Genomic DNA, 13,845 nt, shown 5'->3' on the forward strand with positions numbered 1-13,845 from the left:
CGCCTTCGGTGAAACGGCGCTGGATTGCCGGTGCGGCGTTCGAGTATCCCTTCTCGTCGCTGGCCGTCATTCCGCCCCCACGGCGCATCGATCCGCTTGTCCGTCTCGCCCCGCAGCATGACCCCGCGGCAGGCGCGGCTCTGCGTTCCCCCACTGTTTGAGCCTCGTCTGCCTCGGCCTTCGGTCCGCGGCCCCGTCGTCCGGCCGACTACACGATCTCAAGAGGATGCGGGAGAGCCCTATGGCCAAGCACGCAGCACGATCAGTCCCCCGACAATCAGCGCTCGGGGGCGCCGACCCGACGAATACGTTCAAACGGAACCCTCCGCAACGCCTGCGGCCGTCACTGCCTCTGGCGCTGACCCTGGCCTTCCTCTTGCCGATGCTGTTGACCTCATGCAAGGACGGGGACGGGTCGTCGTCGGATCCGAGCAATCCGACCAATCCGAGCGACCCCGACCCGCGCCTTCCGGCGGAGCCGGGCGCGCGACGGGCGATCAGCCTGAGAGGCTTCACCCCGCGCTTTCCGGCGGACTGCGAGCAAACCTCGGCGTTGCCGTCCGAGCAGGGCGGTCTGTGCCTGTTGGTCAGCACCAAACCGGGAGGCAGTGGTGAGTTCTACGTCCGTCCGGTCAAGGAAAGGGGCACCGGCGCGCCCCAGAGCGGCATCCTGGTTTCGCCCAACCTGGTGCTTAGCCTAGCGCCCGGCGCCTATGAGATCTTCAAGTCCACCGGGATCGACGCCCAGAATCCGGCCAAGGTGACCGTGCGCGACGGGCGGGTGACGCGGGTCAAGACCATGACCTTGTCCGTCCCCTCCAAACCGGATTGGCCGTACACCACGCGCACCTCGACCCGGACCTATAAGATTCAGCGCTTCCAAGCGTTGCCCGGCACCAACAACGGCGGATGCGCGGCGGAATTCATTAAAGCTGGTTTTCATTCCTACCTGCCGGGCAATTTCGTCGTCGTTCCCACCACGGATAGCGAGCAGTCGAGCCCGACCTGCGAAATCGGCGGCACCACCTTCAATGCGGTCTCCGGTCAGGGCTATACGATCGGCACCCAAGACATCGGCGCGCAGTTCCTGAGCGAGTTGGAGACCTACGTTCATCGCAATGGCGTCAGCGCGCTGACGGCGATGTCACCGGCCATGCACGGCATTACCCGGATGGGCTGGCTCGATCTGTGGAGGTTGCATCAAGGGATCGCCAACCCGGATGAGACCGCGCATCCGGCGCTGGCCTTCTACGGACCCGGCAATTACACCTACATCGTCCCCTTCAGGTTTCGCTACAACGGAAAGGTCTGCGGTGTTTCGCTGGCGCAGGGCGGACTTCCCGAGTCAGACCTGTTGACCGACTGTACCTTCGCAAAAAGTCGGCTGACCGGTTTCAAGGTCAACAAGGGCACCTATTTCACCTACCACAACCTCTACGGAATGTCGGGCATTTCCGCCAATGCGATCGGCCACGGTTTCGAGGTCGAGAACGTCAACTTCAAGTTGCCACGAGGGTATTGACATGAAACGCCAACTTCTGATTTGCCTCGCGGCATCTTCGCTATGCGGATTGAGCACCTCTTCAAGCGCCGCGGGTTTCGCGACCTGGAATGCCAACAGTGGTGGTTTCTCCTACTCGATCGTCAACCTCAGCGGGACGACCTGCTATCTGACCGCCTATGGCGCGACGCCGAACCCGGACGCGCCTTCCGAATCTCCGGCCTATTCCACAGGATGGAACGGTGCGAGCAGCGAAGACAATTCGTACGGCTTCTTCAATAACGGATTCTCAGACAAAACCAGTGCGTACGGCAGTGTGGTTTTCTACGGCAGCGACTCGCCGATGCAGAAGATCTACCAAGTCACGGGTAATGCCGACGATCCAACGTCTTGGACTGCAAAATCCCCGATGAACTATCCCTACTCACCGGAACCCTTAGCAATTGGCCAGAGTCTTTCTGTTTTTGAACCCACGATCCAAATGGGAAGCCAGCCGAACCCCGCCGCAGCCGGCGATAGTTGGTCGATCTGCTGTGGTGAGTTTGCTGCCTGCAGTGGTCCCAATCCCCACAATACCATCGTGATGGCTAACCTGGCCTCGGCCGGCGACAGTCTGGGCTCCGGGTTGCTGTACGATGCCGACGATTACTTCGTGTCCAATGCCCTGATCAACCCGCCTGCGCCTGGTTCCTGCGATCCGGCCGATACCGAGGGCAATGCCTGCGGCATGGGCTTTGTCAGCAGCGAGGAGAAGGTCTTCAACCTGAATCAGAATTCGGCCGAAGGGAATTATCAGGCGACCGGCGGACTCTGGTGGGGCGTAGAGAATCCGAATACACAGGCCAGTTTAAGTCTGGTGCCGGCCATGTTTCCGGTCAATCTGGCCGCCTACACTCAGGCTCAGGAGGAGAACAACAACGGCAATACCCAGTACCAGTCCTTCATCTATGGCGGCCATTTGACGTTTGCCATTGGGGATCCCTTCGTCATCAGCAGTTTTGCCGCGAAGACCCTCTGGTATCTCGCCACGACGGCGACCTTTTCTCTGAATGACAATACCTTCAGCGAGGCTGGCATCGGCATCAATCAGTTCAGCGAAGCCGTTAACGGCGGTCTGTTTCCGCCAACCAGCTACGCTGCCGCTTTTACCAATGGATTGATGACCTCGACGGCGCAGGCGGGCTATGCCGTCAACCAGGCGATCGAGGCCGCCAGCCAAGCCAATGAACATGAGTCCTTCTGGGGCAAAGTCTTTTCAGCGCTGTTCAATGTGACCATGACGGCGATCGACATCGGGACCACGGTGGCGACCGGAGGGGCAAGCGAAGCGGCCCAGGTCGGGATTCAGACCGCCGTCACTACCGCTACCGGTGGATTGCAACAGCCGGTGGATAATGCGATTACCAACGCCTTCACCAGCAACACCACCCCGGGTCAGCCGACGACCCAGAACGCGCCTCTGGCCTACAACAGCACCTTTGCCTCGTCGAATCTGCTCGGTTTGATGTTGGCCGATTTCTATGTGCAGTACCAAGTCAACGCCTTTGCCGGCACGACCGCCTCCAACCCGTATCCCCTGTGGTCCAATGCGGCGATGTACACTGCAAGGCCTAACGCTGCCGGATCCTGCAATACCTTGTCAGTGTCATACAACTTGTTTGCACAAAACGTCGAGTGTTGGGATGCCACCTCTGAAACTTATGTTGAACAGCCAACGACGGCAACGTACACCAACGTTTGCGGGAACGTGAGTAACGGCAGTTGCGGCAGTGTTACGGATAGTCAATTGAACATCTGGGACGCTGTTATGACCGGATCCACTGTCGGCGCCGACGCTAACGGCATGCTACAGATTCAGAATCCTTCAACCTGGAGCTTCCAGCCGCCGACTTTGATCAGTGATTCGTCGGTCTTTTCGATAACGACCAACTTCAATCTGAATACCGGAACGCTGACACTCGCGGAATGGATCTCGGCCTCTCCTGTTCCGACTACCCAACCCACTATTCTGCCGTGGACAGGCCCCTTTTACTTTCCCCAATGTTCTGAACGCCCGACCTACACACCTATTGTCTCCTACGATCCGACAACGGGGATTCTATCGACGACGGACTGGGTCGCCGGTTGTGCTGAAAACCCGGAAGTTCAGACTGGAACAGCCTCCGCATCATTGAATATGGCAAGCTGCGCGAAGGGTTCAGCAGTGCAATTCACTGGTTACGGAATGGAGTCTGGCCCGCCCCCTGTGGGACCTTATACCGTGTCCTTGGATTGCGTCGACCCGAATCCGACGGTATCGACTGAAGTCGTCTTGAACTACAACCAGTGCGTCAGCGACCAGAACGCGACCGGCGGTGTCGTGGCAATGAACATGGGTGTCGAGCCAGCCCTGGCCTGTGTCTGCATGCCGAGCTATTTGATTTCGGGCTCGACGACGGAAGGACTCGTCACGGGTTACTACTCGACCGGTAACAAGACCGAGGGCAGCGCTTGCTTCTCGACGAGCGCATCCGCTAATGGAGCCATCGCCGCGATGATGGCGGGCGATTAAGCCCGGTCCGTCGCCCCTTGAGTGGCACCGGCATCGGTACGGCGGAGGAAAGCGACCGGCGCTGTCGGAGCCGCATCCTACACCGTGATCCTTCGGAAGAGTCGAGCCGGCGCTCCGCCGGCTCACGCGTTCCGAGTGCCGAGAATGGTGTACGTAGACCGCGCCGGCTCCGACAGTTGTCGGAGCCGGCACGGTTAAGCCAATCCAATAAACAACGCATATAGCACCGGGCGCGGTTTAAACATTGACTGGTGCCGAGCCAAGACATCAATCGTTTTGATCCGGACGTTCGCGTTCGGCGTTAATCGTTTCGCAGCTCAGGTCCGTCCTCGCGGCTGATCGTGTCCGACCCGGATACGCTCCAACTGCGTCCATGCATCCAGGATACAGGCGACCGACCAGGCTTGCGCCGGACAGGCGCGCGGGTGGTGCGGCGGGTCGCCGTCGAAGATCTCGCTCACGGTACCTAGTGCGTAGGGTGCGGTGAGGAACGAACCGCACCTCGACTGGACCGTCCATCGGTGCGGTTCGTTCCTCACCACACCCTACGACATGTCGTCTTCATCGAGGCACCCGACCGCGCCCTCGATGAGCGACGGCCTCGCCGTGCCCTGGCCGGACCGTACATCGGTGCGGTTCGTTCCTCACCACACCCTACGTCGCTTTTTCCTTCAGGTGTCGTCGTCATTTCCGAATCAATGACTTCTCGCTGATGGATTGAACGCGAAAAAACAATAAAGGTTCGGCCGGGAGTGCCCATACGCTCTTGCGTAGGCGTTCGGCGGTTTGCCGATGCTCGACAGAGGAGTGAAACCTTGGAAGCATTGCTGGAATTCCTTACCCGGTTCTTGACGCAGTTTCAATCGCCGACCCTGGCGTTCCTGATCGGCGGCATATTGATCGCCGCGCTCGGCACCAAGCTCGAAATCCCCGATGCCATCTACAAGTTCGTTGTTTTCATGCTGCTGATGCGTGTCGGGCTCGACGGCGGCATGTCGATCCGCGAGGCAAACCTCGCCGATATGCTGCTGCCGGCCTTCTTTGCGATCCTGATCGGCATCGTCATCGTCCTCATCGGTCGCTTCACGCTGGCCCTCTTGCCGAGCGTCCGGACGGAAGACGGTATCGCAACAGCGGGCCTGTTCGGTGCCGTGAGTGGATCGACCCTGGCTGCGGCCATCGTCGTGATGGAGAGCGAGGGCATTGCCTACGAGCATTGGGCGCCTGCGCTCTATCCCTTTATGGATATCCCCGCGTTGGTGATGGCAATCGTTCTTGCGAACCTCTATTTGAGACGAAGAGACGGCTCATCGGAAAAGGTGAGGATCTGGCCGATCGTTAAAGAAAGCCTGCAGGGATCGGCGCTTTCCGCACTCTTGCTCGGTATCGCGATCGGCTTATTTACCCGACCCGAGAATGTCTTTGAAGGCTTCTACGATCCCTTGTTCAAAGGTCTGCTCTCGGTGCTGATGTTGGTGATGGGTATGGAAGCCTATACCCGGCTCAATGAGTTGCGCCGCGTCGCACATTGGTACGCGGTCTATGCCGCGGTCGCGCCGTTGGTGCACGGCCTGATTGCGTTCGGGCTTGGCTATATCGCCCATGTCCTGACGGGCTTCAGTCCCGGCGGCGTGGTGCTGCTGGCCGTCATCGCCGGCTCCAGCTCGGACATCTCCGGGCCGCCGACCTTACGCGCCGGCATCCCGACCGCGAACCCGTCCGCCTATGTCGGTGCCTCGACGAGTGTCGGCACGCCGGTTGCCATCGCCATCGGCATACCGCTCTACATCGGTCTAGCCCAGGCGGTATTCGGAATCTAAACGTCCCGGCGCAGGCCCGCCGGCGGTGGGCCGCCAAGCGCAAAAGCGTTCGTGCCGCCGGGATGTCGCACGAATTGTCGGCCCTGAACCCACGCCAAAAACGACTGGAGGTCATCCGTCATGGCACAGCAAGCGACCAAGCTCGTGGTCATCACCGAAAAGGTGCTCCTGAGAGACATCGTCAAGATCGTCGAGACGAGCGCCGCGACCGGCTATACGGTCATGGCTGCCGGCGGCAAGGGCAGCCGCAACACGCGCTCCTCGGGTCAACCGGCCGTCTCCGACACCTTCTCCAACGTCAAGCTCGAGATCATCACCGCGAGCGAAGAGGTTGCGCGCGAGATCGCCGCCAAGATCGCCGAGAAATACTTCGACAACTTCTCCGGCATCGCCTATCTCGACGAGATCGAGGTTCTCTACGCGCACCAACTCTAATCGTCACGTCACCGGCCGGCAGCGGCCGTCGATCGAGGCAAGGATGCCCCACGTCACCGTTGAGGCGAGCTCGACGGTCGGGTCTTCACGCTCTGTCCGGATTCGAGGAGCGAGCGCATCGGCCACTCCCATGACGGGCATGTGTCGGCGACTCGCGTCCTTTGCAGGCTGCTAGTGGAGGGCGTTGGCTGGCCACCTTTCCATGTGCCTGCGCATCACGTCTTTGACCGCATCCGGTACGTTTTGGAAGGCCGCTTGGCGCATGCCGTCGGCTAGGAAACCCGGCATGTCGTACGGCAGCCGCCGGCTCATTTTCTCGAACGTTCGCTCCATAAGCTCGGGGTCGAGCGAGCGGGTTGCGGCAATGCCGGCGTTGAGATTGATGACGCGCCAAGGACGCCATGCGTCACCACGGTCCTCGTCCAGTTGTAACCTCGTCGATGCTGCCTCGATCACCTCTTCCATGAGGCCGCACAACGATCGTAGGTCATCGGCCGCGCTCGTGGCGTTTACGATCATGCCGAAGCCGTCGGCGGTGCCCTCGAGGTTGTCGATGGTCGCGCCGCGGCGAGCAACCCAACCCCCCATCGAGGCAAACATGCGCGCAACCGTGTCTCTTCTGTCCATGATCTCGACCTTCCGTACCAGAAAGGCGAGACGGTCAAGCAGATTCAGCCCGTAGTCGCAGAACTCCTGCAGTTGTTCCTGATCCAGGTGCGCCGCTCCGCTTTCCAAGGCACCGGCGACCGGGAAGAAGTCCGCCAAGGCCCGCGCTAAATTGATCGGGCCGGACGGATCCTCCATGATGACCTGTGCCTCCTCGCTCCTGGCAAGCACCGCCTGCGTGACGTCCAACGCGAGGTCGGAGATGACATCGTTCTCGATCACAAGGGGTTTCGTCGACAAGAGGGATCACCTGCTGGCTTGAGTGGACCGGAATGCAGTGTCTACAGCCCGTTGGAGCGAGACATTTTTACTGGCTTTACGCAGTTCGGGATGACTGGGCGCTCCTTCAACCTAAACTGCGCCCAGAGCGAACTGCTGACTTTCGGGTCGGTTCGACGTTCGGCGCATCCACAGCCCTTTGCAGTGACGCGGTTGAGATCCGGCCGTTGAACGCTTCGTGCTTCATGCAGGGTCTCGGCGGACTTCACGATCGCGCTCGAGTCCGCCTCTTGCCCGGGCAGATGGTCCGAAGCGAGCAGCTAAGTCTGCTCCGTCCCCGAGGCACCTATCGACAATCAGCTATCCCAAGGACGCGTATCATCGATTGGTCCAACGGCCGACACGCCGTTAACCTAACATTTCGCTGACCCTTCGCACACACCGAGCGAGCGTGTGTTCGTTCTTCATATCAGACGGACGAGTCGTCATGATGGAACGCCTGCATCCTGTCCTGCCCTTCCTGCGCTGGTTCCCGATGACTCGGGAGGGCCTGCGCGACGACCTGATTGCCGGAATCACGGTGGCGTTGGTGTTGCTGCCGCAGTCGATGGCCTATGCCCAGTTGGCGGGTTTGCCTGTCGTGTATGGGCTCTACGCCTCCTTTGTGCCCGTCATCATCGCCTCGATGTGGGGCTCGTCGAGTCAACTGCATACCGGCCCGGTCGCGATGCTCTCGCTGATGTCGGCGGCGGCGATTATTCCCTTCGCGACGCCGGGAAGCGCGAGCTTCGTCGAGCTCTCGATCATGCTGGCCTTCATGGTCGGAGTGCTGCGTCTCGCACTGGGTCTGTTTAAGCTCGGGTCCATCGTCAATCTGCTCTCGAGCCCCGTTGTCGTGGGCTTCACGAATGCCGCGGCACTCATCATCGGACTCTCGCAGCTCAGCAAGATCATCGGCGTGCCTTTTCCTCGGTCGGACCTCTATCTCGCGGATCTCTGGCGCGTTGTGCAGCAGATCGGCGAGACACACTGGCCGACACTCGTGTTCGCGCTGGCGGCCTTTCTGCTGATCAATGCGCTCAAACGGGTCTCTCCCCGCCTCCCCGGTGTCTTGATCGCCGTGCTCGCAACGACGGCCGTCTCTGCGATGATCGGCTTCGAGCACAAGGCCACCGTCGGGATCGAGCAGATCCAAGACGTGCGGGCAGTGGAGACGATCGAGGCTTACAGCCAGACCGAGATGCGCATCACGGCCCTCACTGCCTTGATCGCGGAGCGCAGCCGCGAGGCCGCCCGACTCGAGCAGGAGGGCGGGATGGACGCCATCAAGCGCGCCGCGGAGCTCTCGGCGTCGGTGCGTCTCTTCCACTACGAGCTGGATCAGTCGCGGTCACACAACAATGCGCGCCGCATCGCTCTGCATGCGATCCGTTTGGAAGGCTCGCCGATCCCGGATGGGCCGATGCTCCTCTTCGCCAAAGGCCAGGTCCCCGAGGGACTCGCGCGTGACGGTCGGGTCTGGCATTTCGTCGAGACCCACGACGGAACAGTGACGCTGTCCTCGGGCGGGGCCGTGGTCGGTGCCATTCCCGAGGGGCTACCGCAATTCGCCGTGCCGGAGGTGCACTGGGACCTGATCCTCGCGCTGCTTCCGGCGGCGATCGTGATGGCCCTGATCGGTTTCATGGAGGCAACCTCCATCTCCAAGGCCATCGCCACCACGACAGGCGAGCGGATCAACGCCAGCAAAGAGCTCGTCGGGCAGGGTCTGGCGAACATCGTCGGGAGCTTCTTCAGCTCCTACACGGTTAGCGGATCCTTCTCGCGATCGGCCGTCGCGGCCAAGACAGGGGCCAAGACCGGCCTCTTCGCCGTGATCAGCGCCCTGGCGGTGATGGTCGTTCTGCTCTTCTTCACCTCCTACCTCTACAGCCTGCCGCAGTCCGTGCTGGCGGTCATCGTGATGATGGCTGTCTTCGGCCTGATCCGAGTCGCGCCCCTGGTCCACGCCTGGAAGGTCGACCGCGGCGGCGCGATCGTCGGCATCGTGACCTTCGCGGCAACCCTCGTCATGGCCCCGGCGATCGCCAACGGCATCCTCCTCGGCATCGTCCTGACGGTGCTGCTCTACCTCATCAAGAGCATGCGTCCGCGTGCGGAGATCGTCGCACGCAAACCCGACGGAACCCTCGGCGGCATCAAGGCGCACAATCTCGTTCCGGTCAGCGAGACGGTGGTGCCGGTCCGCTTCGACGGCTCGTTGACCTTCTCGACCGTTGCGTACTTCGAGGATATCGTGCTGGAGGCCATCGCCGATTTTCCGAAGACCAAGGTGATCCTGATCATCGGCAGCGGAATCAACGAGATCGATGCATCCGGCGAGGAAAAGGTCAACGAAGTCGCAAAGCAGCTGCGGGACGCCGGTATCGGGCTCTACTTCAGCGGGCTGAAGCATCAGGTGATGTCGGTCTTCGAGAAAACCGGAATCGTCGAGGGGGTCGGACGGGATCACTTCTTCCCGAACAAGGAGCACGCGCTGAAGGTCTTGCTCGAGAGATATGAGAACCCCTCGGAACCGCAAAGCACGTGACGGCACACATGGGGCCGCGGGCATTTCTTGAGCACCTGACGGAAATTTTTCGGCGAGAGGCGTTCGACGACGCCCTCTAGGATGGTCTCGGACGCCAGTTCCGTGCGCTGAGCTGCCGCGTTGAAAAAGCGCGGGGTCTCGGCGGCGCTGAACAGAGTGTCAACATCACCGCGGAAGGCGAACGGGTCATCATCACGCCGATCCGCGACGAACGACCGACCCTTGAACAACGCCTGGCCTGCTTCGATCCCGAGCGCCACGGCGGCGAAGCCATGTCCGCCGAGACGGCCCTCGGTGCCGAACAGTGTTGAACCTAAACCGCGTCCAGAGCGAGATGCTCACTTTCGAGTGAGCTCGACGTTTGGTGCATCAACGGCCCTTAACGTGGACGCGGTTTAAAATGATTTATTTTTTAATCTCTTAAACCGCGCCGTCTCCAGCGGTCGTCAAAAACTGCCGGGGCCGATTCCATCCAAAAACATCGCATACCGCACTGGGCGCGGTTTAGATCCGGCAGTTGACCGCTTCGTGCTTCATGCAAGGTCTTGACGACCATGACAATCGCATGCGTCTGACGGCTCGCCGGCCGGGTGAAGGCCGCTACGACCCCTGGAGCACGCCCCGCGCGGCGCCCGACTGTGTTGCAACGCGTTGTCGTAGAAACACTACGACGCCTCGTCGCGCCTTGTCGGACACCGCGCGGGACGCACTCCAGGGGCCGTTCAACTGCCGGATCTAGGTTGAAAGCCGCCAAAGCCCGGGCGCCGAACCGCCAGGACGCCATCTGGATCGACTGCAACCCCCGGCGTGGACAGGAGCTGCGGGATGTTCACCCCTTGCTGGTGCTCTCGCCCAAGGTCTTCAACGAACGGACCTCGCTGGTCATCGGCCTGCCCATGACCACCGCCGCCTATAACGCCGACAACCCTTTTGCCGTAGCGGTCGGGGGGCGCAAGGCCGGCCAAACCAGTTACGTTCTCTGCCACCAGCCCAAATCCTTCGACTGGCGTCTGCGCAGCGGCGCACCGCATCCGATGAAACGCATCCCGGATGCCCGCTTTGCCGAGGTGCTGGCCGTTCTCAACCAGATCGTGCAACTGGCTTGAATACGCACACGCGATCCGCGAGACCCATGTGCTTCTTGTCGTCGGCGTAACCCAAGGAGATCGAATTCTCCGCGAATCGTCTTGGCCGTCACGCAATCTCGTCGATCGGCGCGGCCTCGGTTCCCTGATCCAACCCGCTCCAGGGCGTGACGTCTTTGCGATAGCGGCGCATCACCAGATTCGCGATCAAACCCGTCCAGCCGGTTTGGTGTGCGGCACCCAGACCCTCGCCGGTCTCGCCGTGGAAATACTCGTAAAAGCTCAGCAGGTCGCGCCAGTGGACATCGTCGTGCAGGTGTCCCTCGCGCACCAGGGCCGGGGGCGGGGTGCCGTTCGGCGGGCGGTAGAGATCGACCAGGCGCTCGGCGATCAGGGTGGCGATCTCGGCGAGGTTGAGTCGTTGGCCGTCCTTGCAGGCGACCGGGACCTGAAAACCGGGCCCGAGAAAGCGGTGGTACTTCTCCAGTGCCTGCACGAGCGAGTAGTTGGTCGGCAGCCAGATCGGACCGCGCCAGTTGGAATTGCCGCCGAACAGGGGTGAGTTCGACTCGCCGGGCACGTATTCCATCAGCGCATCGCCGATGCCCGGGATGCGGCCCAGATGGGTCCGGGTTGCGTGGATTCGGCTGACACTGCGGATTCCGAAGGGCGAGAGGAACTGCTCCTCGTCGAGCAGGCGCTCCAGGATCCGCGGCAGCATGGTGTGATCGACCAAGGCGAGCAGGTGCTCGCCCCGATCGTTTTCCCAATCCGGACAGAGACAGACGGTGCTCCCCCGGAAGAGTCCGCCTTTGTGGGCGCTCAGCAGGTCGGCGAAGCGCGGCGCGTTGGCGAGGAGCCGCCGGTCGACGATCTCGGTGGCGAAGAGCGGGATGAGGCCGACCCAGGAGTAGACCTCGATGCGGTGACCGACCCCGTCCGGGGTGACCAGCAGATCCATGAAGAAGCCTTTCTCCTCGTCCCAGAGCGAGGGCATCCCGGTCTCCGGATTGCCGGCGATCGCCTCGCCGATGGCGAGGAACTGCTTGTAGCAGTGGATCGCCATCGGTTCGTAGTTGCGGTCCTTGGCGCAGAGCTCGAGGGCGATCACGGTCATGTCGAGACTGAACATGGCCATCCAGCCGGTCGCATCCGCCTGCTTGAGGCTATGGCCGGGCGGCAACGTCCGCGAGCGGTCGTAAACGGAGATGTTGTCCAGCCCGAGGAAGCCGCCTTCGAAGAGATTGTGTCCGTCGGCGTCCTTGCGGTTGATCCACCAGGCGAGGTTGAGCAGGAGCTTGTGGAAGACGCGTTCGAGAAAATCCAGGTCGCCCGTGCCGCGCTGGACCCGCTCGGCGCGGAACACCTTGAGCGCGCCTTGGGCATGAACGGGCGGGTTGGCGTCGTCGAACCCCCACTCGTAGGCCGGGATCTGACCGTTCGGGTGCAGATAGCGATCCGAGAGCATCAGCTCGATCTGATGCTTGGCGAAGTCGACGTCCAGCAGGGCCAGGGCCGGGCAGTGATAGGCCAGATCCCAGGCGGCGAACCAGGGATACTCCCAGGCATCGGGCATGGAGATGATGTCGTGCGCCTTGAGATGTCGCCAATGGCGGTTGCGGCCCTGCCGTCGGGACTCGGGCGGCGGGAGCTGATCGCCGTCGAGCCAGCGTTCGACGTCGTAGTGATAGAACTGCTGGGTCCAGACCATGCCGGCGAGCGCTTGGCGGAGGATGCGGTGGTCCGTCGCGCTCGCCTCGGGAAGGAGATCGTCGTAGAAGACGGTGGTTTCGGATTGGCGGATGGAGAGCGTGCGCTCGCTGCGCGCGAACGGTGCGTCGAGCGGCTCGGCGCTGAGCACCAGATCGACCATGGCGTGCTGTTGCGGACCGACGCTCCAGTGGCCCCAGGGGGCGCACTTGGTGCCCGTGAGCGCAGGGTTGACTGCTGCCGTGTCGCCTTGAATCACGCGACGGTGAAAGGCGTCCTTGACGTAGGGTGAAGGGTTGGGACTGCCCCAGAGCAGCTCGGCGTTGGAGAGGTTCTCGGTGAAGAGCCGCTCGGCGGGATGGGTGCCGTAGAGGTGGTAGGTGCCGAGCGTCGGGTGCTGCGCCTCGACCGCCCAAGCGGCGCCGTTCGGGGCGGTTGCCGCCCGCAGAACGGGAGGCTCCGTTCCCTCGTCCCATGACCAGGTGTTGCGAAACCAGAGGGTCGGCAAGAGATGGATCTCGGCGACATCCGGGCCGCGATTCTTGAGATAGATGCGGATATGGATCTCGCGCGGCCCGGCCTTCGAATAGAAGACATCGACGTCCCAATACCGCTGCTCGTCGAAACAGCCGGTGTCGGTGAGCAGGTAGGGCGGATCCTCGCGGGAGCGTCGGGCGTTCTCCTCGATCAGCTCGCGGTAGGGGAATGGCGCCTGCGGATACTTGTAGAGATAGCGCAGGTAGCTCGCCGTGGGCAGCGCATCGCGATAGAACCAGCACTCCTTCACGTCCTCGCCGCGATTGCCCTGCGGTCCGGTGAGCCCGAAGGCGCGTTCCTTCAGAAAGGGGTCGCGCCCGTTCCAGAGGGCGATGGCAAAGCAGAGTCGCTGCTCGCGATCGCAGATGCCGCCGAGCCCGTCCTCGCTCCATCGGTAGGCGCGCGAGCGGGCCTGCTCGTGGGTGAAGTCGTCCCAGGCGGTGCCGTTCGGGCTATAGTCCTCGCGCACCGTTCCCCAAGCGCGCTCGGCGAGATACGGCCCCCAGAGGCGCCAGTCGGCACTCCCGCGGCGCGTGGCTTCCAGACGTTCGCGCTCGGCGTTGATCGGCGTGTCGCTCACGAGAATCTCCTTAAACCGCGTCCAGAGTGAAATGCGTGGTGTTCATGTTGTGTCGGGCTCCGGGACGTTGACGACCTTTGTGGTGACGCGGCTAAAAATTTAATATTTTTTAAGACTTTAAAGCGCGCCGGCTCCCACGCTTGTCGGAGCT

The 13,845-nt window shown here is 61.9% G+C and carries 9 protein-coding genes; 6 read left to right on the top strand and 3 right to left on the bottom strand.

Features of this window, described 5'->3' with window-relative positions:
* Positions 1 to 553 precede the first annotated feature (553 nt).
* Together THIMADRAFT_RS17555 and THIMADRAFT_RS17565 are read left to right on the top strand one after the other, a co-directional pair.
* Positions 554 to 1,522 carry a hypothetical protein gene (locus THIMADRAFT_RS17555; RefSeq protein ID WP_139052890.1) on the top strand — a complete coding sequence of 323 codons (969 nt, stop codon included), beginning with the start codon at positions 554 to 556 and terminating at the stop codon, positions 1,520 to 1,522.
* Between the two features lies 1 nt (position 1,523).
* The gene (locus THIMADRAFT_RS17565; protein WP_007194430.1) at positions 1,524 to 4,052 is read left to right on the top strand and encodes a hypothetical protein; all 2,529 of its coding nucleotides are present in this window, start codon (positions 1,524 to 1,526) and stop codon (positions 4,050 to 4,052) included.
* Between the two features lie 317 nt (positions 4,053 to 4,369).
* Here THIMADRAFT_RS17565 and THIMADRAFT_RS27510 read toward each other — a convergent pair whose 3' ends face one another.
* A complete protein-coding gene (locus tag THIMADRAFT_RS27510; protein WP_199484258.1) occupies positions 4,370 to 4,513 on the bottom strand; it encodes an amylo-alpha-1,6-glucosidase in 144 nt (47 codons plus the stop codon).
* 354 nt (positions 4,514 to 4,867) lie between these two features.
* On the opposite strand from THIMADRAFT_RS27510, the gene THIMADRAFT_RS17570 reads away from it, so the two are divergent.
* Positions 4,868 to 5,872 carry a sodium-dependent bicarbonate transport family permease gene (locus THIMADRAFT_RS17570; RefSeq protein ID WP_007194431.1) on the top strand — a complete coding sequence of 335 codons (1,005 nt, stop codon included), beginning with the start codon at positions 4,868 to 4,870 and terminating at the stop codon, positions 5,870 to 5,872.
* 120 nt (positions 5,873 to 5,992) lie between these two features.
* The gene (locus tag THIMADRAFT_RS17575; RefSeq protein WP_007194432.1) at positions 5,993 to 6,307 is read left to right on the top strand and encodes a P-II family nitrogen regulator; all 315 of its coding nucleotides are present in this window, start codon (positions 5,993 to 5,995) and stop codon (positions 6,305 to 6,307) included.
* 171 nt (positions 6,308 to 6,478) lie between these two features.
* On the opposite strand, the gene THIMADRAFT_RS24930 is transcribed toward THIMADRAFT_RS17575, so the two are convergent.
* A complete protein-coding gene (locus tag THIMADRAFT_RS24930) occupies positions 6,479 to 7,213 on the bottom strand; it encodes a hypothetical protein (protein WP_007194434.1) in 735 nt (244 codons plus the stop codon).
* 466 nt (positions 7,214 to 7,679) lie between these two features.
* Between THIMADRAFT_RS24930 and THIMADRAFT_RS17585 the strand changes: the two genes are divergently transcribed.
* Both THIMADRAFT_RS17585 and THIMADRAFT_RS17590 read left to right on the top strand, forming a co-directional pair.
* Complete coding sequence (locus THIMADRAFT_RS17585) at positions 7,680 to 9,782, top strand: SulP family inorganic anion transporter (protein ID WP_007194435.1); 2,103 nt, start codon at positions 7,680 to 7,682, stop codon at positions 9,780 to 9,782.
* A gap of 740 nt (positions 9,783 to 10,522) precedes the next feature.
* The gene (locus tag THIMADRAFT_RS17590; protein ID WP_007194437.1) at positions 10,523 to 10,888 is read left to right on the top strand and encodes a type II toxin-antitoxin system PemK/MazF family toxin; all 366 of its coding nucleotides are present in this window, start codon (positions 10,523 to 10,525) and stop codon (positions 10,886 to 10,888) included.
* Positions 10,889 to 10,976: 88 nt separating this feature from the next.
* Here THIMADRAFT_RS17590 and THIMADRAFT_RS17595 read toward each other — a convergent pair whose 3' ends face one another.
* Positions 10,977 to 13,694: an MGH1-like glycoside hydrolase domain-containing protein gene (locus tag THIMADRAFT_RS17595; RefSeq protein ID WP_007194438.1), complete on the bottom strand. Its 2,718-nt coding sequence runs from the start codon at positions 13,692 to 13,694 to the stop codon at positions 10,977 to 10,979.
* Positions 13,695 to 13,845 lie beyond the last annotated feature (151 nt).

Source organism: Thiocapsa marina 5811 (assembly GCF_000223985.1).
Taxonomy (GTDB): domain Bacteria; phylum Pseudomonadota; class Gammaproteobacteria; order Chromatiales; family Chromatiaceae; genus Thiocapsa; species Thiocapsa marina.

Excerpts from the sequence above, each read along its gene's own strand:
- THIMADRAFT_RS17585 (WP_007194435.1), top strand. The coding sequence starts at position 7,680 with ATGATGGAACGCCTGCATCCTGTCCTGCCCTTCCTGCGCTGGTTCCCG.
- THIMADRAFT_RS17575 (WP_007194432.1), top strand. The coding sequence starts at position 5,993 with ATGGCACAGCAAGCGACCAAGCTCGTGGTCATCACCGAAAAGGTGCTC.
- THIMADRAFT_RS17565 (WP_007194430.1), top strand. The coding sequence starts at position 1,524 with ATGAAACGCCAACTTCTGATTTGCCTCGCGGCATCTTCGCTATGCGGA.